The 21145-nt window shown below is 64.3% G+C and carries 29 protein-coding genes; 18 read left to right on the forward strand and 11 right to left on the reverse strand.

The annotated features are described in order from the left end of the window. Positions 1 to 2: 2 nt before the first annotated feature. From coaBC to EF888_RS03175, 5 genes are all read left to right on the forward strand, one after another. Positions 3 to 1199, forward strand: coding sequence for a bifunctional phosphopantothenoylcysteine decarboxylase/phosphopantothenate--cysteine ligase CoaBC (coaBC, locus tag EF888_RS03155; protein ID WP_109757412.1), 1197 nt, complete (start codon positions 3 to 5; stop codon positions 1197 to 1199). After that, entirely contained in the window at positions 1196 to 1660 is a 465-nt protein-coding gene (gene dut / locus EF888_RS03160) for a dUTP diphosphatase (RefSeq protein ID WP_109757413.1), read from the forward strand. The genes coaBC and dut overlap by 4 nt, the downstream gene beginning before the upstream one ends. Further along, positions 1660 to 2703: a HesA/MoeB/ThiF family protein gene (locus EF888_RS03165; RefSeq protein ID WP_109757414.1), complete on the forward strand. Its 1044-nt coding sequence runs from the start codon at positions 1660 to 1662 to the stop codon at positions 2701 to 2703. The genes dut and EF888_RS03165 overlap by 1 nt, the downstream gene beginning before the upstream one ends. 52 nt (positions 2704 to 2755) lie before the next feature. Continuing rightward, positions 2756 to 4777, forward strand: coding sequence for a M3 family metallopeptidase (locus EF888_RS03170; protein WP_109757415.1), 2022 nt, complete (start codon positions 2756 to 2758; stop codon positions 4775 to 4777). 75 nt (positions 4778 to 4852) lie between these two features. Further along, positions 4853 to 5281 carry a DUF1178 family protein gene (locus EF888_RS03175; RefSeq protein ID WP_109757416.1) on the forward strand — a complete coding sequence of 143 codons (429 nt, stop codon included), beginning with the start codon at positions 4853 to 4855 and terminating at the stop codon, positions 5279 to 5281. 3 nt (positions 5282 to 5284) lie between these two features. Here EF888_RS03175 and EF888_RS03180 read toward each other — a convergent pair whose 3' ends face one another. After that, on the reverse strand, positions 5285 to 5893 hold the full coding sequence (locus EF888_RS03180) for a flavin reductase family protein (RefSeq protein ID WP_109757417.1): 609 nt from the start codon (positions 5891 to 5893) through the stop codon (positions 5285 to 5287). Positions 5894 to 5970: 77 nt separating this feature from the next. Here EF888_RS03180 and EF888_RS03185 point away from each other — a divergent pair, with 77 nt between their 5' ends. Continuing rightward, positions 5971 to 6450 (forward strand): GNAT family N-acetyltransferase, encoded by a 480-nt coding sequence (locus tag EF888_RS03185; RefSeq protein WP_109757418.1) that lies wholly within the window; start codon positions 5971 to 5973, stop codon positions 6448 to 6450. A 1-nt stretch (position 6451) separates the two neighbouring features. Here EF888_RS03185 and EF888_RS03190 read toward each other — a convergent pair whose 3' ends face one another. Continuing rightward, complete coding sequence (locus EF888_RS03190) at positions 6452 to 6865, reverse strand: hypothetical protein (RefSeq protein ID WP_109757419.1); 414 nt, start codon at positions 6863 to 6865, stop codon at positions 6452 to 6454. Positions 6866 to 6995: 130 nt separating this feature from the next. On the opposite strand from EF888_RS03190, the gene EF888_RS03195 reads away from it, so the two are divergent. After that, positions 6996 to 8075, forward strand: a complete 1080-nt coding sequence (locus EF888_RS03195; protein ID WP_241239781.1) for a type III polyketide synthase — start codon at positions 6996 to 6998, stop codon at positions 8073 to 8075. Further along, positions 8072 to 8563: an isoprenylcysteine carboxyl methyltransferase family protein gene (locus tag EF888_RS03200; protein ID WP_109757421.1), complete on the forward strand. Its 492-nt coding sequence runs from the start codon at positions 8072 to 8074 to the stop codon at positions 8561 to 8563. Before EF888_RS03195 ends, EF888_RS03200 begins: the two co-directional genes overlap by 4 nt. On the opposite strand, the gene EF888_RS03205 is transcribed toward EF888_RS03200, so the two are convergent. Further along, a complete protein-coding gene (locus tag EF888_RS03205) occupies positions 8560 to 9762 on the reverse strand; it encodes a pyridoxal phosphate-dependent aminotransferase (RefSeq protein ID WP_109757422.1) in 1203 nt (400 codons plus the stop codon). The two genes, EF888_RS03200 and EF888_RS03205, sit on opposite strands and share 4 nt — an antisense overlap. Before the next feature lie 85 nt (positions 9763 to 9847). On the opposite strand from EF888_RS03205, the gene EF888_RS03210 reads away from it, so the two are divergent. The 3 genes from EF888_RS03210 (at position 9848) to EF888_RS03220 (ending at position 11054) form a co-directional block, all read left to right on the forward strand. Further along, the gene (locus EF888_RS03210) at positions 9848 to 10228 is read left to right on the forward strand and encodes a helix-turn-helix domain-containing protein (RefSeq protein WP_241239782.1); all 381 of its coding nucleotides are present in this window, start codon (positions 9848 to 9850) and stop codon (positions 10226 to 10228) included. A gap of 2 nt (positions 10229 to 10230) precedes the next feature. Further along, positions 10231 to 10479 carry an FAD assembly factor SdhE gene (locus EF888_RS03215; protein WP_109757423.1) on the forward strand — a complete coding sequence of 83 codons (249 nt, stop codon included), beginning with the start codon at positions 10231 to 10233 and terminating at the stop codon, positions 10477 to 10479. Positions 10480 to 10556: 77 nt separating this feature from the next. Next, positions 10557 to 11054, forward strand: coding sequence for a MarR family winged helix-turn-helix transcriptional regulator (locus tag EF888_RS03220; RefSeq protein ID WP_241239783.1), 498 nt, complete (start codon positions 10557 to 10559; stop codon positions 11052 to 11054). Here EF888_RS03220 and EF888_RS03225 read toward each other — a convergent pair. From EF888_RS03225 to EF888_RS03235, 3 genes are all read right to left on the reverse strand, one after another. Continuing rightward, positions 11048 to 11680 (reverse strand): DUF1194 domain-containing protein, encoded by a 633-nt coding sequence (locus tag EF888_RS03225; protein ID WP_241239784.1) that lies wholly within the window; start codon positions 11678 to 11680, stop codon positions 11048 to 11050. The two genes, EF888_RS03220 and EF888_RS03225, sit on opposite strands and share 7 nt — an antisense overlap. An 86-nt stretch (positions 11681 to 11766) precedes the next feature. Beyond that, positions 11767 to 12195, reverse strand: coding sequence for a VOC family protein (locus EF888_RS03230; protein WP_109757425.1), 429 nt, complete (start codon positions 12193 to 12195; stop codon positions 11767 to 11769). Positions 12196 to 12262: 67 nt separating this feature from the next. After that, positions 12263 to 13606, reverse strand: a complete 1344-nt coding sequence (locus tag EF888_RS03235) for a tetratricopeptide repeat protein (RefSeq protein ID WP_126918482.1) — start codon at positions 13604 to 13606, stop codon at positions 12263 to 12265. Between the two features lie 197 nt (positions 13607 to 13803). Here EF888_RS03235 and thyX point away from each other — a divergent pair, with 197 nt between their 5' ends. The 5 genes from thyX (at position 13804) to EF888_RS03260 (ending at position 17428) form a co-directional block, all read left to right on the forward strand. Continuing rightward, on the forward strand, positions 13804 to 14709 hold the full coding sequence (gene thyX, locus EF888_RS03240; protein WP_109757427.1) for an FAD-dependent thymidylate synthase: 906 nt from the start codon (positions 13804 to 13806) through the stop codon (positions 14707 to 14709). Then, positions 14706 to 16109, forward strand: coding sequence for a hypothetical protein (locus EF888_RS03245; protein WP_109757428.1), 1404 nt, complete (start codon positions 14706 to 14708; stop codon positions 16107 to 16109). The genes thyX and EF888_RS03245 overlap by 4 nt, the downstream gene beginning before the upstream one ends. Before the next feature lie 94 nt (positions 16110 to 16203). Next, positions 16204 to 16500, forward strand: coding sequence for an antibiotic biosynthesis monooxygenase family protein (locus tag EF888_RS03250; RefSeq protein ID WP_109757429.1), 297 nt, complete (start codon positions 16204 to 16206; stop codon positions 16498 to 16500). 75 nt (positions 16501 to 16575) lie between these two features. Then, entirely contained in the window at positions 16576 to 16974 is a 399-nt protein-coding gene (locus EF888_RS03255) for a hypothetical protein (protein WP_109757430.1), read from the forward strand. A 52-nt stretch (positions 16975 to 17026) separates the two neighbouring features. Continuing rightward, on the forward strand, positions 17027 to 17428 hold the full coding sequence (locus EF888_RS03260; protein ID WP_109757431.1) for a DUF2177 family protein: 402 nt from the start codon (positions 17027 to 17029) through the stop codon (positions 17426 to 17428). Positions 17429 to 17456: 28 nt separating this feature from the next. Here EF888_RS03260 and EF888_RS03265 read toward each other — a convergent pair whose 3' ends face one another. Next, complete coding sequence (locus tag EF888_RS03265; protein ID WP_109757432.1) at positions 17457 to 17663, reverse strand: cold-shock protein; 207 nt, start codon at positions 17661 to 17663, stop codon at positions 17457 to 17459. A 175-nt stretch (positions 17664 to 17838) separates the two neighbouring features. Here EF888_RS03265 and EF888_RS03270 point away from each other — a divergent pair, with 175 nt between their 5' ends. Continuing rightward, on the forward strand, positions 17839 to 18168 hold the full coding sequence (locus tag EF888_RS03270; RefSeq protein WP_109757433.1) for an arsenate reductase family protein: 330 nt from the start codon (positions 17839 to 17841) through the stop codon (positions 18166 to 18168). A gap of 47 nt (positions 18169 to 18215) precedes the next feature. Further along, a complete protein-coding gene (locus EF888_RS03275; RefSeq protein WP_109757434.1) occupies positions 18216 to 18578 on the forward strand; it encodes a hypothetical protein in 363 nt (120 codons plus the stop codon). Here EF888_RS03275 and EF888_RS03280 read toward each other — a convergent pair. Genes EF888_RS03280 through EF888_RS03295 form a run of 4 tightly spaced genes read right to left on the reverse strand, consistent with a single transcriptional unit; the run spans position 18490 to position 21091 of the window. Next, positions 18490 to 19113, reverse strand: a complete 624-nt coding sequence (locus tag EF888_RS03280; RefSeq protein ID WP_109757935.1) for a DoxX family membrane protein — start codon at positions 19111 to 19113, stop codon at positions 18490 to 18492. The genes EF888_RS03275 and EF888_RS03280 overlap by 89 nt on opposite strands. Then, the gene (locus EF888_RS03285) at positions 19113 to 19868 is read right to left on the reverse strand and encodes an HvfC/BufC N-terminal domain-containing protein (protein WP_109757435.1); all 756 of its coding nucleotides are present in this window, start codon (positions 19866 to 19868) and stop codon (positions 19113 to 19115) included. The genes EF888_RS03280 and EF888_RS03285 overlap by 1 nt, the downstream gene beginning before the upstream one ends. Then, entirely contained in the window at positions 19865 to 20722 is an 858-nt protein-coding gene (bufB, locus tag EF888_RS03290) for an MNIO family bufferin maturase (RefSeq protein ID WP_109757436.1), read from the reverse strand. The genes EF888_RS03285 and bufB overlap by 4 nt, the downstream gene beginning before the upstream one ends. A 60-nt stretch (positions 20723 to 20782) precedes the next feature. Further along, positions 20783 to 21091: a BufA1 family periplasmic bufferin-type metallophore gene (locus tag EF888_RS03295; protein ID WP_109757437.1), complete on the reverse strand. Its 309-nt coding sequence runs from the start codon at positions 21089 to 21091 to the stop codon at positions 20783 to 20785. Positions 21092 to 21145: the final 54 nt, after the last annotated feature.

Raw genomic sequence — 21145 nt, forward strand, 5'->3', positions numbered from 1 at the left:
CCATGCTCCACGGCAAGCGCATACTCCTCATCGTCGGCGGTGGCATCGCGGCCTACAAGGCGCTCGAGCTGATCCGTCTCATTCGAAAGGCGGGCGGGTCGGTCACGCCGGTCCTGACCCGCGCGGCGCAGGAATTCGTCACCCCGCTTTCGGCCTCGGCCCTTGCCGCCGAGAAGGTCTTCACCGACCTCTTCGACCTGACCGACGAGGCCGAGATGGGCCACATCGAATTGTCGCGCTCGGCCGATCTGCTTGTCGTCGCCCCGGCCACCGCGGACCTGATGGCGAAGATGGCGCAGGGCCACGCCGACGACCTTGCATCGACCCTGCTCGTGGCAACCGACACACCGGTACTGATGGCGCCCGCCATGAACGTCCGGATGTGGTTGCACCCCGCCACGCAGCGGAACCTTGCCACTCTCGAAGCGGACGGCATTGCCCGCGTCGGACCGGACGAGGGTGACATGGCCTGCGGCGAGCACGGACCTGGCCGGATGGCCGAGCCGACGGCGATCCTCGAGGCGATTGTCGACAGGCTGGGGAGAGGTCCGCTGTCGGGCAGGCACATCCTCGTCACCTCCGGGCCGACGCACGAACCGATCGATCCGGTGCGCTATATCGCCAATCGCTCGTCCGGCGCGCAGGGCACGGCCATAGGAGCGGCGCTCGTCCGACTTGGAGCGAAGGTGACCTTCATCACGGGACCCGCCACGGCGGCGCCGCCAGAGGGCGTCTCGGTCGTTCGGGTCGAGACGGCGCGCGAGATGCTGAAGGCGGTCGAGGCTGCGCTTCCTGCCGACGCGGCGGTCTTTGCCGCTGCCGTGGCGGACTGGCGCGTGTCCTCATCCTCGGGGTCGAAGATCAAGAAGGACGGAAGCGGATCTCCTCCGTCTCTGTCGCTTGACGAGAACCCGGACATCCTGGCGACGGTCTCCCGCATGACCGGGGGCAGACCGCGCCTCGTCATAGGTTTCGCCGCCGAGACGGATGACGTGGTCGCCAACGCCACCGCCAAGCGGGCCCGAAAGGGGTGCGACTGGATCGTGGCGAACGACGTTTCTCCCGCGACCGGCATCATGGGCGGGACCGAGAACGCCGTCACCGTTATCGACGACAGCGGCGCCGAAGCCTGGCCCCGTGCCACGAAGGAGCAGGTGGCGAGGCGCCTCGCCAATCGTATAGCCGACGCGCTGGAATGACGCCTGTCGTGCGGATGGCCTGGCTGCCGGGGGCGGATACGGCTCTGCCGCTGCCGACCTACGAGACCGCAGGGGCGGCGGGGGCGGATCTCCGCGCGAACTTCCCGCTCGAGGATCGAGGCGGCGTGACCCTTCGCCCAGGTGAGCGGCGGCTTGTTCCCACCGGCCTCATGGTCGAGGTGCCGGACGGCTTTGAGTTGCAGGTCCGCCCCCGGTCGGGCGCAGCACTGAGGCACGGCCTGTCGATCCCGAACGCGCCCGGCACGGTCGACAGCGACTATCGTGGACCGCTCGGGGTGATCCTCGCAAACCTGGGCGATGCGCCCATTCACATCGGGCATGGCGACCGCATTGCCCAGGCCGTCGTCGCGCCCGTCGCGCAGGCAAGGTTCGAGCTTGCCGAGACGCTTTCCGACACGGCGAGAGGAACCGGCGGCTTCGGCTCCACGGGGCGGCGCTGATGGCGCTGGTCCTCGCCTTGGCGGCCGCCCTCTGGGTCCTCGGAGCTTTCCTCAAGGTGCCCCGGGCGCGCCGGATCTATCTGATGATCGCGCTCTATGTCGCGGTCCTCGGTATCCACCTGCTTTTGCCGGACGAGCATCCCGTGCGAATGGCGACGGGCCGAAGCGCGGATGTCTGGCTGATCATCGGAGCGGTTGCCGCTGCCGCAGGGCTCTACGCGGTCTGGATTCGCCGTCTCCGGGATCGCGCGCGACCCGCTCACTCGGATGCCGTGTCCCCGCCGCGCGACACGTCGTCGTCCGAACTGGAGCGCAATGCCCGCCACATCGTCCTGCGCGAAATCGGCGGCCCGGGGCAGAAGCGGCTGAAGGAGGCGCGCGTCCTCGTCATCGGCGCGGGCGGACTTGGCGCACCGGCGCTTCAGTATCTCGCGGCGGCCGGCGTGGGGACCATCGGCGTGATCGACCACGATACCGTCGACAACTCCAACCTTCAGCGTCAGGTGATCCACATCGATGCAAGGGTCGGGATGCCGAAGGTCTTTTCCGCACGCGAGGCGATGCTCGCGCAGAACCCGCACATCGCGGTCCGGCCTTATCACCGCCGCCTGACCGGCGACATCGCTGCAGAACTTGTCGACGACTACGACATCATCCTGGACGGCACGGACGATGTCGCGACGCGCTATCTGGTGAACGAGGTGGCCGTGGCCCAGGGCAAGCCGCTGGTCTCTGCCGCCATCAGCCAGTGGGAAGGTCAGATCAGCGTTTTCGATCCCGCACGGGACGCCCCCTGCTATGCCTGCGTCTTCCCTGAACCCGCGGCGAGGGGCCTTGCTCCATCCTGCGCCGAAGGCGGCGTCCTCGGTCCATTGCCAGGCGTTCTGGGTGCCATGATGGCAGTCGAGACAGTGAAGCTGATCGCCCGGACGGGTGAACCGCTTCGCGGTCGACTGATGATCTACGACGCTCTCTACGCCGAGGTCCGGACCATCGGCGTGAAGAAGCGCAGCGACTGTCGGGTGTGCGGGTCGCGGAATTGAGCTCTGGATCATCGGCGCAACGACTCCTAGCTATTGTGGACAGGAGTTTCCCATGACGAATGCCCTTCTCGCCGACTGGACCACCCCGTTCGGTCTTCCTCCCTTCGACCGGATCGCAGACGAGGATTTCGACCCTGCCTTCGAGGCCGCGCTGACGGACGCCCGAGCCAGAATCGCGCGGATCGCCACGAACCCCGAACCCCCGACCTTCGGCAATACCATCGAGGCGCTGGAGCTTGCCGACCGGCAGTTGTCGAAGGTCATGTCGGCGTTCTACGTGCTTGCCTCGACATCCTCGAACGACGCGCGCGAGGCGCTTCAACGGTCGTTCAGCCCCAGGCTTGCGGTCTATTCGTCCGAGATCACGGCCAACCGCCCCCTCTTCCAGCGCATCGAGGCTCTGTGGGAGGCCAGGGAGGACATGGACCTGACCGTCGAGCAGGCGCGGGTCCTGATGCTGACGCACCGGGGCTTCGTCCGGTCAGGCGCGCGGCTTGAAGGCAAGGCGGCGGATCGGCTGAAGTCGGTCAAGGAAAGGCTGGCTGTCCTCGGGACCCAGTTCACGCAGAACCTCCTCGCCGATGAGCGCGACTGGTCGATGCCCCTGTCGGAAGACGACCTAGCACCACTCCCCGACTTCCTGGTGTCGGCCGCCCGCTCTGCCGGGGACGAGACGGGCAAGAGAACGGCCGTCGTCACGCTGTCGCGCTCGCTGATCGTGCCATTCCTGCAGTTTTCCCCCAACCGGACCTTGCGCGAAAAGGCCTGGCGGGCCTGGACGGGGCGAGGTGCCAACGGCGGGCCGACAGATAACCGGACCATCGCTGCCGAGATCCTTGCCTTGCGGGACGAGCGCGCCCGTCTTCTGGGCTATGACAGCTTCGCGGCCTACAAGCTCGAGACCGAGATGGCCGGTACGCCCGAGAGGGTGCGCGATCTTCTGATGGAGGTCTGGACCCACGCGCGTGCCTCGGCAGATCGCGATGGCGCGCGTCTGACCGAGATGCTTCACGCAGACGGAATCGCCGGGCCGCTGGAGCCGTGGGACTGGCGGTACTATTCCGAGAAGCGACGTGCGACGGAACACGACCTGAACGAGGCCGAGCTGAAGCCCTATCTCCAACTCGACCGGATGATCGAGGCGGCCTTTGCGGTGGCGCACCGGCTTTTCGGGATCGAGGCCATGCCGATCGACGTGGCGCTGCACCATCCCGACGCCCGAGCCTGGGAGATCACGCGCGACGGCCGGCACCTGGCGGTGTTCATTGGCGACTATTTCGCGCGCGGCTCCAAGCGGTCGGGCGCCTGGTGCTCGGCCTTGCGCAGCCAAAGCCGGACGGACGAGGAGGTGGCGCCCGTCGTCATCAACGTGTGCAACTTCGTCAAACCGGCAGAAGGTCGTCCGGCCCTTCTGTCCTACGACGACGCGCGGACACTCTTCCACGAGTTCGGCCATGCGCTGCACCAGATGCTGTCCGACGTGACCTACGAAAGCATCTCGGGCACCTCTGTCGCACGCGACTTCGTCGAGCTTCCGAGCCAGCTTTATGAGCACTGGCTCGAGGTGCCAGACGTGCTGGCCGAGTTCGCGACCCACGCCGAGACCGGCGAGCCGATGCCCGAGGCGCTTTTGCGGAAGGTGCTGGCGACTGCGACCTACGACATGGGCTTCCAGACGGTCGAATACATCGGCTCGGCCCTTGTCGACCTGGACTTTCACGCCGGTCCCGCGCCCGCCGACCCGATGCAGAGGCAGGCCGAGGTGCTGGACGCGCTCGGCATGCCGCATGCTATCCCGATGCGCCACGCAACGCCGCATTTCGCGCATGTCTTCTCGGGTGACGGCTATTCGAGCGGTTACTACAGCTACATGTGGTCCGAGGTGATGGATGCCGACGCGTTCGAGGCGTTCCTCGAGGCGGGAGACCCCTTCGATCCCGAAATCGCCGAACGTCTTGAAGCGCATATCCTGTCGGCCGGCGGTTCAAGCGATGCCGCCGACCTCTACATCGCCTTCCGCGGACGGATGCCCGGGCCCGAGGCCCTGCTTCGGGGACGGGGGTTGACGGGGTGAGCGAGGTAATCCGGACGTTGCAATGCTTCGGCAATCTACTTACGTGATCCTTCAGGACACACGAGATACAGGAACATGATCCGGTTCGCTTTGAGATGCGGCAACGGCCACGGCTTCGAGAGCTGGTTTCAGTCGAACGACGCGTTCGACGGGCTGAAGCGTGACGGTCTAGTCACATGCCCGTCGTGCCAGTCGGCCGAAATCGACAAGGATCTCATGTCTCCCGGCGTCAGACCCGCTCGCAAGACGTCCGATCCTGCGCCCCAGCCGATGACCAATGCACCCGACGTGGCCGAGGCGATCAAGGCCCTGAAGGCGCACGTCGAGAAGAATTCGGATTACGTCGGCAACCGTTTCGCAGAAGAAGCGCGTGCGATGCACCTGGGCGACAAGCCAAGCCGGTCGATCCACGGCGAGGCCCGGCCCGAGGAAGCGCGCAAGCTGATCGAAGACGGCGTGCCGGCGCTGCCTCTGCCCTTCATCCCGCGCCAGAAGACGAACTGAGCCCTACTTCTCGCCCGGCCGTGTCAGCGAGAAAAGCTCGGTGATCTGGCTGTAGTCGCGATAACCCAGACGGGTCAGGGGATGAAACGTCAGCACGTCGAAGCGACCATCCCTGATGCAGTCGTCGCGCATGTGAACGCCGATAACTTCACCCAGAACCAGATAATTCGCTTCGCCTCGCAATGTGACGATGTCCGTCAGCCGGCATTCCAGCGAGGCCGGTGCAGCGGCGACGCGCGAGCAGGCGATGGTCTCGCATTCGGTCCGTGCGATCTCGGCCAGTTCGAACTCGTCCACCTCCTTCGGCCAGGGGCCGGAGGTGCGGTTCATCACATCCTTCATCGCGTATTCGACGATGTTCACACAGAACACCCCGGTCTCTCGGATGTTCGACACGCTGTCCTTGGTGCCGTCGCGGTCGTCCTTCGCACTGGTCGAGGCGAACATGACCTGCGGCGGCACGTAGGCCACCGCATTGAAGAAGGAATAGGGCGCCAGGTTCTCGGACCCGTCATCGCCGCGCGTCGAGATCCACCCGATCGGCCGAGGCGTCACGATTGCGTTGAACGGGTTGTGCGGAAGACCGTGACCTTCCTCGGGACGGTAGAACATGCGGACTCCATTCAGGTTTGTTCCGACCTAGCGCATGTGCTAGGCGCGGGGCCAGCCGAAAAGGGCAGGGCGGGCAGGTGGAACTCAGCCGGGAACGGACGGAAGACTGGTGGGAGGTCGAGGCGCTTTACGACCTCTGCTTCGCCCCGGGCCGGGAGGCGCTGTCGTCCTATCGGTTGCGCGACGGGATCCCCCCGGTGGCCGAGTTGTGCCTCGTCGCGCGAGACGAGGCCGGCATCGTGGCGGGCGCGATCCGGTACTGGCCGGTCCGGGTCGGACACTGGCCTGCGCTTCTTCTCGGTCCGGTCGCCGTCCACCCGACGCATCAGGGCGAAGGGCTGGGCGCCTTCCTCATCGAAAGCACGCTGGACCGCGCCCACGGCTGGGACAGGGTGATGCTCGTCGGCGACGCGCCGTATTATAGCCGCTTCGGGTTCGAAAAACTTGAAGGGGTCGTGATGCCTCCTCCCACGAACCCCGACCGCGTTCTCGGACGCGAGTTGACGGAGGGCGCGTGGGAAGGCGTTGCAGGCGACGTGACGCAGTGGAGCGACTGACCTACTCGGCTGCTTCGTTTGTCTTGAGCCTGTCCGCCTTCTTTCGCACCAGAACCGTCCGTAGGTCGTGCATCGCGAGAAGCAGCGCATCCGAGACCCGATCAAGCTCCTCGGGCGTCGCGCGCTGCTGCGCCCAGGTGGCGGTCAGGTTCAAACGATCAACCGTGCGAAGGATGTCGTCGACCTCCCTCTGGGAAAGAAGAGCCTGCCTTTCGGCGAGCCAGTCACGGATCGCGGCATCCTCCTCGGGCGACAGCTCGTGCGAGCCGTGCCCCTTCACCTCGCCGTTCCTGGCGTTGACGACGGCGATCTGCGTCATCTCGATGCGGCGCATCCGCGTCTCGGTCTCGACGCGGAACACGACGGCGCCACCGTCCCGAATGCGGAAATAGAATTCGGGAAGCTCGCCTGACATGCACCTGTCCCCCATTGCCATCTGCGGAATCGGTAACAGTCGCGTCACCGTTTGACCAGATGACGAGGGTTCGGATGACCTGTTGCGCAACAGAGCTATATGAATGGAGTTGGCGTCCCGGAGGACTACAGTGACTGACGTATTCCTACACGGCCTTGCGACGGCCCTTCCGCCGCACGAGCTGCCCCAGACGATCGTGCAGGAACGCGCCAGGGAGATCCTGGGCCCGCGGTATCCCCAGTTCGACCGGCTGTTCAAGACATTCACCACATCGGGTGTGGAGACGCGCCGTTCGGTGGTGCCGCTCGAATGGTTCTCGGACGATCATGCCTGGGCGGACCGCAACGCCCGGTACATGGACGGCGGCGTGGAGCTTTTCATCGACGCTGCCGAGGGCGCCTTGAAGGACGCCGGCTGGCGGGCGTCGGACGTGGACTGCATCGTCACGGTATCCTCCACCGGCATCGCCACCCCGACGCTCGAGGCGCAGGCCTCGAAGCGCATGGGCTTTCGGGAAGACGTGATGCGCGTGCCCGTGTTCGGCCTCGGCTGCGCAGGCGGCGTATCGGGCCTTTCGGTCGCGCGCACCTTCGCCGCTTCGCAGCCGGGGACGCGTGTTCTGCTTGTCGTGGTCGAGACCTGCACATTGTCGTTCCGGACCGACCGCCTCCAGAAGGCCGATATCATCGCCACGGTTCTTTTCGGCGATGGCGCGGCAGGTGCCTGCCTCTCGACCGAAGCCTCCTCGGGTCGGGTCGTGACCCTGGGGCGGGGCATTCAGAAGACCTGGCCCGACACGCTGGCAATCATGGGATGGGATGTCGACGACACCGGGCTTGGCGTCATCTTTGACCGGTCGATCCCGGAATTCGTGACCGAGAACTTCGCTGCCGCCACCGCAGAGGCGCTGACGGCCGCCGGGCTCCGGGCCGAGGACGTTGACAGGTTCGTCTGCCACCCGGGCGGCGCAAAGGTGGTCGATGCCATCGAAGGTGCGCTGCACCTCGAACAGGGGTCGCTTCAAGCCGAGCGTGAAGTATTGCGCCAGGCAGGAAACATGTCGGCGCCAACGGTTCTTTTCGTCCTGAAGGCCGTTCTGGAAGAAGGTCGCACGGGTCAGATGGTGGCCTGCGCGCTTGGCCCTGGCTTCACGGCGGCGTACCTGCCGTTCACCGTCGAGCCTGAGGCCGTGGCGATGGCGGCCGAATGACCACGGGGGCGGCTCTCTTCATCGCCTTCCTCGTCGTTCAGCGACTGTCCGAGCTTGCAATCGCACGTCGCAATACGGCGCGCCTTCTGGCAGAGGGCGCCCGGGAAGTGGCGCCCGGCCATTATCCTCTGATCGTCGCGCTGCACACGGGTTGGCTTCTGTCCATCGTTTGGTTCGGCTACGACGAACCGATCCTCTGGGGTTGGCTGGTCGTCTTCGCCGTCCTCCAAGGCCTCAGGCTCTGGATCCTCGGCACTCTTGGTCGCCGCTGGACGACGCGGATCATCGTCACGGACGAGCCGCTGGTGGCGGAGGGTCCGTTCCGATACCTGCGCCATCCCAACTACACCCTGGTGGTCGCCGAAATCTTCGTCGCACCCATGGTCCTTGGTCTGACAGGAGTCGCGCTTGTCTTTACGGTCCTGAACGCGCTTGTCCTCTTCATCCGCATCCGCGCCGAGGATGGGGCGTTGCGCCCCGCAGGTTAGGACAAGCCGGCGCAGAAGTCCTGCACGCGGGCGCAGGCTTCCTTCAGTTGCTCGTCCGACGTCGCATAGCTGACGCGGAAACAGGGCGAGAGACCGAAGGCCGCGCCGAAGACGACGGCCACTCCGGTCTCCTCCAGGAGCGCGCGGCAGAAGTCCTCGTCCGTCTCGATCCGGCTGCCCGAGCGGGATGTCTTTCCGATGCAACCGGCAATCGAGGGATAGACGTAGAACGCACCCTGCGGCACGGGGCAATCGATACCCTCCGCCGCGTTGAGGCCTTCGACGACGAGGTCACGCCGCCGCAGGAAGAGCTTTGCGTTCTCGGCAAGGAAGTCCTGCGGCCCGTTCAGCGCGGCGACCGAGGCCCACTGGCTGATCGAGCAGGGATTGGACGTCGACTGCGACTGGATTTTCCGCATCGCGCCGATAAGGGCCGTGGGTCCGCCGGCATAGCCGATGCGCCATCCGGTCATGGCATAGGCCTTCGACACGCCGTTGACGGTCAAGGTGCGCTCGTAGAGCGACGGTGCCACCTGCGCGGGCGTGCGGAAATCGAAACCGGGAAAGGCGATGTGCTCGTACATGTCGTCGGTCATTACCCAGACATGGGGATGGCGTTCCAGCACCTCGGTCAGGGCCTTGAGCTGGTCGGGCGAATAGCCTGCGCCGGTGGGGTTCGAGGGCGAGTTGAAGATCAGCCATTTCGTGCGCGGCGTGATCGCAGCCTCAAGCTGGTCGGGCGTGATACGGAACCCGTTCTCGAACGCGCCCACCACTTCGACCGGCTCGCCACCCGCAAGCCGCACCATGTCCGGATAGCTGACCCAATAGGGCGCGGGCACGATAACTTCGTCCCCGGGGTTCAAAGTCGCCATCAGGGCGTTATAAAGAACCTGCTTGCCTCCGGTACCGACCGTGATCTGGTCGGGCGTGTAGGCGAGTCCGTTCTCGCGGCGGAATTTCTCGACGATCGCCTGCTTAAGCTCGGGGATCCCGTCGACCGCCGTATAGCGCGTGTGGCCCGCGTCGATGGCACGCTTGCCGGCTTCGCGGATGTGTTCCGGTGTCGGGAAGTCCGGCTCTCCGGCGCCGAGGCCGATCACGTCGCGTCCGGCCGCCTTCAGTTCGGCGGCAAGCGTGGTGACGGCAATTGTCGGCGATGGTTTGACGCGATCGAGCGTCGCGGAGAGAAAGGGCATGGTCGCACTCGCGCTGAACGGCACGGATTTCATAGAAGCAGGCCGAGCCTGCCGCAACAGGGACAGTATGACGATGACCGACCAAATGAACGAAAGAGACTGGTACTCCGACGCCAACGCCACTTTTGGCGACCGGCTTTCCGCTGCGCGCGAGGCGAGGGACATGTCGCGTTCGATGCTCGCGAAGAGATTGGGCGTTGCGCAGAAGACGATCGAGAATTGGGAAGAGGACCGAAGCGAGCCCCGCGCCAACAAGCTTCAGATGGTGTCCGGACTTCTGGACGTGAGCCTGCCCTGGCTTCTGACAGGTCAGGGACAGGGCGTCGTCGCGCGCGAAGTTCCGGCGGCGCGGCACGAGGTCGACGGCCTTCTCGACGGCCTGCGCACGGCGCGAGCCGAGATGCAGCGTGCGGCCGAGCGCATGGCCGTCCTCGAGAAACGGCTGCGCCAGGCGCTGTCGGCCTGAGAATGAGCGAGACGCGCGAGATTCGCCTTCGCCGCCTGACGGTCCGGTCGTGGCGGCGCGGCACGAAGGAGATGGATCTCATCCTGGGTCGTTTCTGGGATGCCGAGGGTGCAGGGCTGGAGGACAGCGAACTCGACCTCTACGAGGACTTCCTCGAAGAGAACGACCAGGACCTGTACCAGTGGGTCAGCGGGCAGGGCGATGCGCCCGTGCGGTTTCAACCTCTCATTGCGCGCCTGACGCGGGTCTGACCTGGCTAATTTAACGGTATCTTGGGATTTTTCGGTGACTTCTGCACGTCGAGCACAGGATTGCGCGGAGTCACGGTATGAGTATGCACCAACCCTTGAGCCAGGAACGCGCGCCCGCCTATCGCAGGCACTACCTCGACACGCTGTCGATGGTGGAACGTCTGCATCGCCTGCTTCTCGACGTTATCAAGGATGAATTCGAGCGCCTCGGCGTGCTCGAGATCAATGCCGTCCAAGCCCTGCTGCTGTTCAATATGGCCGACAACGAGGTCACTGCCGGGGAACTGCGATCTCGCGGGTACTACCAGGGCTCGAACGTCAGCTACAACCTGAAGAAGCTCGTCGACATGGGCTTCATGCATCACCAGCGTTGCGAAATCGACCGGCGCTCCGTCCGCGTGCGCCTGACCGACAAGGGCCGCGACGTTCACAAGGTCGTCTCGGACCTCTTCGACCGCCATGCCGAGATGATGTCGGACGACGCGATCATCGGCGGATCCTCGATCTGCGCCATAAATGACGGTCTGAACCGCATCGAGCGGTTCTGGAGCGAGCAGATTCGCTACATTTATTGAGCGATTTTGTCGATCATTGCGACGGGCAGCCCCTGCACCTCGCGGATAAGTTTGCGTCGCATGGCTCGTGAATAGTCGCTGAAACCCCGCGCCACCTCGACGAAGGCGTCGGGCCCCTGAATGACACGGGCCCGAAAATAGGCCGACAGGGAGGCCGCCGTCTCGTCGTCCTCGGCGATGACCAGCCCATTGATCCGCACACCTTCGATGGCGCCGGAAGACCGAAGCGCTTCGGGCGTCGGCCAGTCGTTGTTCTCGCCATCACCCGAGACGTCCAATGTGGCCTGGTCGCACCCAGGGCCACCGGCAAGTCGGGACGCCCCGTGAGCCATCGCGGCGCCGAGGCCCGTCGCCTGGGGCGAGACCCCTCGATCCCAGGTTCTGAGCCTTGATGCGACGCCGCGGATCTGCGCCGGATCGTCGAGGATCACCCAGTCCTGAAGCGTCCGCTGGTATTCGGATGCGGACCATTCGAAGACGAAGAGTGCGACGGGTGCTTCAGGTATCGCGAGAAGGGCCTGCACGACGTCGGGATCGGTCAACGCCTCGGCAAGACCGTCGAGCTGGAGCCGGTATTCTGACGCATCCACCGACCCGGACACATCCAGCGCCAGGGCGAGCGACAATCGACAGGCCGCGTCAGCGGCGTGAGACGCGAGGCATGTGGCTGCGGCGACGCCTAGACAGAGACGTCGCCCCGTCCGAGATCGTGTCACCAATGCCCGGTATTTTCCATGCTGGCCCAGGGTTCGGCGGGCTCCCGGTGATCGCCTCTTTGAAGCAGTTCGACCGACACGTTGTCGGGCGAGCGGACGAATGCCATGTGCCCGTCGCGCGGCGGGCGGTTGATCGTGACGCCTGCGTCCTGCAGCTTCTGGCAAAGCGCATAGATGTCGTCGACGCGATAGGCGAGGTGACCGAAATGCCGTCCGTCCGACGGCAGCCCGTCATCGCCGTCCCAGTTGTAGGTCAGCTCGACGTCCGCGTTCTCCTGACCTGGCGGGCACATGAAGACGAGCGTGAAGCGCCCCTTGTCGTTCTCGATGCGCCGCCGCTCTTCAAGCCCGAGTAGCTCGAAGAACGCCATCGACGCCTCGAGGTCCTTCACGCGCACCATGGTGTGCAGGTATTCGATACCCATGTCCGTCTCCTTTTCCGTTCGTCGGGAAACCTAGGACAGGGAAAGCATGAAGGCGAGGGGCAGCCGGTTAAAAGCGCGAGACGGCCGTGAAGCCCACGGAAAACTGGTTGCGGTCATAGATGTCGACGTCCGACCAGACGCGGCGCGCGTTCAGGGAAAGCTGCGGCAGGAACCCGTAATAGCTGACCTCGGGAAAGACCAGGTTGACGCCAAGCGACAGGCTGTCATCGCGGCGACCGCCGGGCGTCGAACTCCACTTCTCGAAATCGCGCGTCTCGATCGCGGCGCGGATCGACGGCTGGACAGAACCGATGGTGCCGAAGCTGTGGCTTGCCTTCAGTCCGTAGGCCATGCCGTCGATGGTCGCGGAATCGGAATTGTAGCTCTTGATCGTCGCCCCGAAGGACGTCGTACGGCCTTCGCCACCGGCAAAGATGACGTCGCCCGAAAGCCCGAGCGAAAGAGAGTCGTTGATCGCGTCTCCGATGCGCGTCTCGTCACGGACCGTAGCGCCCAGCCGAAAGGCCAGCGTGTCGGACCGCTTGAACAACTGCGCGCCCTGAAGCTCGATCCAGCGCGCCTGTTCGTCGCCGCCGTACCAGCTCTGTCCCAGAAGCCCGGTCACCTGGGTTGGCCCGAGGTCCGGCCAGACGAGCCGCGTCTCGCGCAGTCCGATGATCGCCACGCCGTAGTCGAAGTCCGAGCCCTCCGCATCCGGCGCTTCGGTCTTGGCGTCGGAATCGAGCCAGACCTTGCGGAAATAGAGCTCGCCCAGGAAATCGGTCCGGTGCGTCTGGTCCTCGGCCAGGCGATAGGACAGCGACACCCCGGTCGATGCCTCGTAGCCGCCAAGCTGCTGGCCGCTGTCATCGAGCGTGAAGGGCAGGCCGCCAATCTCGATCACCGTGGTCTCGGCGCCGTTGTTCACGTTGTTCGTTGGCTGGAGCGAGAAGGACAGCTGCAGCGACAGGGGATTGCGCGCGGCGACCTGGCTATAGGTGCGGGCGACAAGCTGGTTCGCCTGCGCGTTAGGGGCCACCTGGTCGGCGCGGCGCAGCCAGAGTTGCGAGCGTGTGAACTGTTCCTGCCGGGCATGGCCCTCGGCGGCCAGCATGGCGGCGTCGAAGCGTTTGCCGTCCTCGTCGAGAAGCCCGTAGGCCTTCGTCGCGGCCTCGACCGAGGCGGCGGGCTGGCCGGCGGCGCGGGCCACGACGGCGCGTATGAGGAGCGCCTCGGCGTCGTTCGGATCGCGCGCGAGAAGCGTGGAGGAGAGAGCGTCCGCAGCCCGGAAGTCGCCCTGCAGTGCCGCGGCCCGGGCGGCGAGGCGCACCTCGGCGACGCTGGCCGAACGGGTCGCCTCCTGCGCCGGAACGGCGGTCGCGCAGACCATCAAAGCTGTCACAATACTCATCAACGCGCGCATCGACCGGTCCTCCTCAACCCTGTCAGACCAGACACCGCGCCATGTCGGCAAAGTCAACCGCAGGCACCCGGCGTTGGCGGACTTGGACACACAGCGGAAACGACGGAACCGGCATATTGTGGTTCACGTAAGCCCTGCCCCAAGATAAGGTGCGGCCCTGCGACACCGACCGAACGGAGACCCACATGCCCCTGACCCCCGAGCAACAGGCAGAGATCGACGCCCTTCGCGCCCAGAGCCGCCCCACGCTGCGCGCCGTGGCCGAGGGGATGGAGGCGCATCTCTACACCGCCTACCCGGTGCTGGATCACGGCTTCGTCCGGGTCATCGACTACATGGGCGACGACGCCGCGATCACCCAGGCCGCCCGGGTGTCCTATGGCCGGGGCACCAAGGCCGTGTCGAACGACGAGGGGCTGATCCGCTATCTGATGCGGCACTGGCACTCGACCCCCTTCGAGATGTGCGAGTTGAAGCTGCATGTGAAGCTGCCCGTCTTCGTCGCCCGCCAGTGGATCCGCCACCGCACCGCCAACGTGAACGAATACTCCGCCCGCTATTCGATCCTCGACCGCGAGTTCTACATTCCCCGGCCGGAGGACCTGGCCGCGCAATCCACCGTCAACAACCAGGGCCGGGGCGAGGCGCTGTCGGGCGAGGAGGCGGCGCGGGTGCTGGAATACCTCAAGGGCGACGCGGCGCGGACCTATGACCACTACGAGGAGATGATCGGGCAGGAGGGGCAGCAGGGGCTGGCGCGGGAATTGGCGCGGATGAACCTGCCCGCCAACATCTACACGCAATGGTACTGGAAGGTGGACCTGCACAACCTCTTCCACTTCCTGCGCCTGCGCGCCGACGCCCACGCCCAATACGAGATCCGCGTCTATGCCGAGGAAATCTGCCGTCTGGTGAAGGACTGGGTGCCCTATGCCTACGGGGCCTTCGAGGATTACCGGCTGGGCGGCGCAACCCTGAGTGGCAAGGCGCTTGATTGCCTCCGCCGGATGTTGAAGGGTGAGGAGGTCACGCAGGAGACGAGTGGGATGAGTAAGGGAGAGTGGCGGGAGTTTCAGGGGGTGGTTGATTGACTGACCAATATATAGGCTTTGAAATAGACACTGAGAGTGACTATGATCACATCTCGAAGATTAAATTCGCCGACAATATAGCGGCTTTTGGCAGCTCTGCGCATGAAGAAGACGCTGAAAAAGCGGAGCTGGACGAGACGGAAATATCCGACGTAAGCGTAAACTTTCAGTTTCAACCAATTTCAAGCAACTTTTTTAGTTCCATGATTGGATTCCACGATGCAATGCATATGGCTGGTGTATCTTATCAGATAACAACAAGCTCGTACATATCGCATTTTGAAAGAGAGACGATTAAGCCAGTCATGAGCGAGGAGGTCTCCGCTGCTGGTTGGCGTGTATATAGGCTTAGCGCAGATGCATTTCCCAAGATTGCTGACGATGCTAGGAGGATGGCGCGGCAGATTCATCATTTTCCACGGTTTAACAACATATTTTTGCTGGGCTTGGTTAGCCAATTCGACTCATACTTGGGAGACTTGGTGAGATGTCTTGCCGTAGTCATGCCGCATATCATCAACGATTCTGGAAAACAGTACTCGGCGGTGGAGTTGCTCGAATTTGGCTCGCTCGAAGAATTCAAGTTATCCATTGTAGAGAGAGAGGTGGAATCGGTCCTGCGAACAAGCCACGAGGATCAATTTAAGTGGTTAGAGAGCAAGATAAAAAAGCCATTACGAGACGGTCTCCACAATTGGCCCGATTTCATCGAAATTTTTGAACGAAGAAATTTATTTGCGCATACGAATGGCATTGTTACTCGAACATATTTAGCCAAATGCCAGTCTGTTGGTTATAAAACGGATGCAGGCGTTGGCGAAATTCTTAGCGCTGATCCGGATTATTTAAGGGATAGCGCGCGTACCCTGATGGAGGTTGGGGTCAAGTTGTCGCAGGTGCTGTGGCGCGTTTCCTGCAATGATGCGGAGAACCATGAGGAGGCGGACAAGTTGCTAAATAATTCTGCCTTTGAGTTGATTAAGGTGGGAATGTACAGTTCAGCTATTTCAATTTTAGATTTCGCCTTTTTGCCGGCGATGAAACATCCGAGAAAAGCTATATTGAATATGATGCGGATCAATTTGGCCAATGCTCACAAGTTGAGCGGGGATATTGCGGCTGCGGAGCGTGCATTAAGCGAGGAGGACTGGTCGCCGATGCAAGAGCAGTTTCAGCTTTGCGTCGCCGCTGTTCGTGACGATTTTGAAGAAGTACGCAGGCTCGTCCCTTTGGTTCCTGCGGATCAGATCTCTGCCGCCAACTATTTTCAGTGGCCAGTTTTTAGAGGTTTGGTAAAGCGCAACGACTACATTCAGTTCATTCGTGAGAGATTTGGAGACGAAATTGTCGAGATTTACGGTGGAAGTCGAGACGACGCGAGCTTGAGCGAGGGGAATTAGCCCCCACCCCGCGCCTCTGCACCACCTCCCCACAAACGACTCACCTCATCTGTGCTACACTCCCCACCGGGAAACCTTGGGGGAGGACCTGAACATGACAGCCATGAACATCGTCCGCATGAAGGTGAAGGCGGGGCAGGAGGATGCGTTCCTCGCGGCGCACGAGGCGCGGCGGCGCGACGACTTCGAGGGCATGAAGAGCTTTCGGATCGTGAAGACCGGCGACCGCGACTATCTCGTCGTCGGCGAGTGGGAGAGCATGGACGCGCTTTCCGTCGCCCGGCCGAAGATGATCGCGACGCTCGACAGCTTCCGCGAGACGCTCGAGGATCTGGGCGGCGACCTCGGCGTGACCGAACCGCGCTCGGGCGAGGTCGTCTTCTCGATCTGAGAGACGGGCCGGAAACGACAAGGCTGTGACCCCGGGCGTCTTGTCCGCCCGGGCGAACCGTCCTACGCTTATTTCATGCGACGCCTCCTGACCCTCCCGCTTCTCCTCGCCCTGCCGGGCTGCTTCGTCGGCTCCGCCCAGGTCGGGCCCACGGGCGCGGACCCGACGCCCGCGCAACTGTCGGCCCTGGCCCGGAACACGCTGACCATCACGCGGCCCTCGGACGTCGAGTTCTTCGCGCAGGCGGCCACCTCTCCCGTCATCCTCGTCGAGGGCCGCGAGGTCGGGCGCTGCCAGGTCGGCCGCCCGCTGGTCATCGCGCTCGAGGACGGCGACTGGATCGTCAGCGCCCGAACGGGGGGCGGCGAGGCCTGGCAACGGGTCGAGGTCTATGGCGGCGAAAGCGTCGACATGGCCTGCGGCGCCTCGGGCGCCTTGAGCCCCCGTCCGGTTCTCGGCCCCGTCAGCCGCTAGAAAAGGATCCGACCGTCCATTCCGAGCGTAGAGGGTAAAAGGAGTTCGTCCGATGCAGACCCTCACGCTCTACCTCATCACGGCGGGCATCTTCCTCGTCCTCGACGCCGTCATGCTGAACACGGTCATCGCCCCGCTCTTCCGCTCGGCGCTCGGCAACGCAGTGCTGGACAGCCCGCGCCTTGGCGCGGCGGCGCTGTTCTACCTGTTCTACGTGGGCGGTCTTCTCGCGCTGGTCTCGGTCCCGGCGTTGCGGGACGGCGACGTGATGCGCGCGCTCTGGCAGGGGGCGCTTCTGGGGGCGGTCGCCTATGGCACCTACGAGATGACGAACTACGCCACGCTCGAGGACTGGACTCCCCGCATGGTGGTCACGGACTGGATCTGGGGCACCGTGCTGACCGGGGTTTCGGCGGCGGCGGGCGTCTGGGCCGCCCGCGCGCTCTTTTCGTGAGGCACGCGGCCCGTGGGCCGCGGCACCGTCAGATCGCCTTGAGATCGCCCGCCGACTGACGGCCGTCCCGGCCCTCGATCAGCTCGTACTGGACTTTCGTGTTGTCGGCGAGCCCGGTCATCCCGGCCCGCTCGACGGCGGAAATATGGACAAACACGTCCTTGCCGCCCCCGTCAGGGGCGATGAACCCAAAACCTTTGGTGGTGTTGAACCATTTTACGGTGCCTGTCGGCATTGTCTCTTCCTTCGGTATCATGTGCGCCGGAATGACCAGCGGTCGGTTCGAGCATCGCTGCCGGGGAGTGTGCCTTCTTGGTCGGGCTGGGCGTCCTGACGTTGATGCGGCATCGACTTTGGGGATCTTTCGCGAAAAAACAAGAAAAAGAATGGTGACTAGAGGAAGGTGAGCAATGGTCGACATATTCGGACTTCGGACCTGCGACACCTGCCGCGCCGCGGACAAGGCCCTGCGGGCGGCGGGGCTGGACGTGACCTTCCGCGACGTGCGCGAGGCGCCTCTGTCGGGTGCCGAGATCGCGGCCCTCCACCAGGCGTTCGGCGACGATCTGGTGAACCGCCGTTCGACCAGCTGGCGGGGTCTGTCGGAGGCGGAACGGGCCGGTGAACCGCAGGCGCTTCTCGCCGCGCACCCGACGCTGATGAAGCGGCCCGTCATCCGTCGAGGGGATGTCCTGACGCTCGGCTGGGACGCCGCGGCAAGAGCGCCGCACCTTGGATAGCTTGTCGTGCGCGACTACGTGAATCGGCGGACGAAGGGACGCGAGAGATGAGAAACGCCGCCGCCCTCGGCATGATCGGGGGCATTCTCGCCCTCATCATGGGCATGGTCAGCTTCGGCTGGACCGAGGCGCTTTACCGCTTCGAACGTCTTCAGGAACTGACGGCCCTCCCGGAGAATGTGAACCTCCTGCGCGGGATGAGCGTCATCGCTCCCCTGCTCGCCATCGGGGGCGCGGCAATGGCCCCCTATCGCGCCCTGTGGGCCGGCATCGCGCTCGGAGCGGCGTCCATCGCCATCTTCATCGCCTTCGACAACGTCTTCACCATCTTTCCCGCATCGATGTGCGGGCTGGCCGCTCTCCTTGCGCTTGCGGCAGGACGCCCCGACGAGCCGAAGTCGCATTTCTGAGAAACCGGTCGACAGACAGAGGTCCGCCACCCCGGAAGACGAGATAGAGAAGCGCGAAGACCCAGAATGCGCGCTGATCTAGAACGATGGAGTCCGGCATCCCGTCGAACCACGCTCCAAGCGTGCCATCGTGCGCGATGCCTCCGTGCCCGAAGAGGTCGGTCACGGTCTGCACCACGACGAAGCCGATCATCGAAAGTGCTGCCAGTCGCGTGAACAGCCCGAGAAGCAGCAGCAGCGGCAGGACGAGTTCGGCCCAAGTGCCAAGTGTGGCTATGGCCCAGTGGTGGACCCCGAGCTGGCTGACGTCATAGCCTGCTGCCTCGAAGGTTTTCGGGAAGATCTGGGCGTAGGCGCCTGCAGAGGGGGCGAGGAGGCCCGCCGGGCCGTCCCCGAGCTTGGTCAGCGCAGACTTCCAGTAATAGACGAGGAGGACCGCGGCAAAGACAAACCGCGCGAGCGTCGTCATCACCGGGATTGTCGCTTTCTCCAGTCCGGCAAAGACGCGGTCGTGCAGCGATACGATACCTTGGATCATGGCAGGGCTCCGATGCCTGTGATTGCACCGCCCGCAAGGAGAAGTGTCAGAGTGGCGGATAGGTCGAAGGCGGGCGCGTCATCCGTCGCCGCGTCGTGGGCTTCTCCGAATGTCCGGCCGGCGCGCAGGGCGTCCACGAAGGTCGCCGCGCCAGGGCCGAGACAATGCGGCACAGGATCGTAGTCGGGGCGCAGGACTATCACGTCTTCAGCCGCAGGCTTCGGTCGCGGCGCTCCGACCTCGACGTTGTACCGCCAGATCGCGTGGAGCGGCCAGCGCGAGCGGATCACCAGCACCGAGGGCGCGAGGGTGAGGTGTGTCGACCAGAGCGCCTCTGGTGCGAGGGCTTCCAAACGCGAGCGAGCGAGAGGCACGGCGTCCGCCGCGTGATAGCTTATCCGCATCGCCAGTTCGAGCCGCGCTACATCCGGCAGGTATCCAAGCTGTCCTGTCGGTGCGAACCCGGACAGGAAGTCGGGCATCGCGTCGCCGTAGAACAACATCAGCGGTGACGATGGCGGGTGCCGGCGCAGGAAAGCGCGGGCGAGGTGCCGGAAATTCTCGTCTCCAACGAGTTTGCGCAGGACCGGAAAAGCCGTCTCAAGCGCTTCGATCAGAGAAACGGTCACGTTGTTGCGGTAGACATCGAACCTTCGGCCCGCCGGGCGTCCGGCGCTATCGATCATTCCGTCGGGCCTCGGCGCGGCGGGATCGACGATGGACCGGTGAAGCAGTGCCTGGTCGGGGGTCATGCCGGGGCTCCTGCGAGGATCATCGCCGCGCGGTCTGCTTCCGCGGCAAGGATGTCCCAGTCGGGCACGTCGTTGTCCCATTCGATCAGCGTGGGCCGCGCTCCACAGCGCGCAATGACGCGGGAGTACAGGTCCCAGACCGGATCGGCGACGGGGTGTCCGTGGCTGTCGATCAGGAGGGGCGCCCCGTGGTCGTCTGCGTCCTCTGCGTGACCCCCAAGATGGATTTCGCCCACGAGGTCCAGCGCGAAGGACTCGATGTAGGCGACCGGGTCGAGTTCCAGGTTCGTGGCGGAAACGAAGACGTTGTTCACGTCAAGCAACAGGCCGCATCCGGTGCGCCGGGCGACCTCGGCCAGAAAATCGGTCTCGCTCCATGTGCTGTCGACAAACGCAAGGTAAGACGAGGGGTTCTCCAGAAGCATTCGTCGACCCAGGGCGTCTTGCACCTCGTCGACATGATCGGACACGCAATTCAGCGTGGCGGCAGTGTAGGGCAGGGGCAGAAGGTCGTTCAGAAAAGCGCTGTCGTGGGACGACCAGGCAAGATGCTCTGAAAACGACGCCGGTTCGAGCCAGCCAATGAGCCGCTTCAGCCGTCCGAGATGGTCGGCATCCAGCCCGCCTTCGCCGCCGATGGAAAGACCTACTCCATGAACCGAGACCGGAAAGCGCTCGGCGAGGTGACGGAGTTGCGCAATGGGGCGTCCACCGTCGCCCATGTAGTTCTCGGCATGGATTTCCAGCCATGAGACAGCCCCAGGATTCTCAAGGATCTGGGCGAAGTGCTGGGGCTTGTAACCAACGCCCGGAGCCTGGGGCAGTCGGTCCTTGCGGAGGGCGGAGTCTAGCATCACCGGATCTTTCGAAGGATGTGTGAGGCGGCGCCCCGATCGGGACGCCGCCGGGGTTGGTCAGCTTTGCGGCAGGTCGCGGTCAAGCGCTTCGAGAGATCCCATACGGTCGGAGCCGTCCGCCATTTCCGGCAGTTCGATCTCGGTGCAGGTGCCGGCGTCCACGAGCGTCCAGGCGTTGCCCTGGTAGTCGACGGTCGAGGTACCTGCGCAGGTGGTGCCGGGACCGGCGGCGCAGTCGTTCTTGCCGGCGAGCGAGACGCCGAAGCACTTCTCCTTGGCTTGTGCGTGTGCGGGGACCGACAGCGTGGCGGTCAAGGCGGCGGCGAGAGCGCCAGCGGCGGCGAGTGCTTTTGTGGTTTGCGACATGAATTTGGTGTCCTGTTTTTGAAATGACTGTCGCCATGTGCGACGCTCGCGAGG

The sequence above is a fragment of the Silicimonas algicola genome, assembly GCF_003970735.1.
Lineage (GTDB): Bacteria > Pseudomonadota > Alphaproteobacteria > Rhodobacterales > Rhodobacteraceae > Silicimonas > Silicimonas algicola.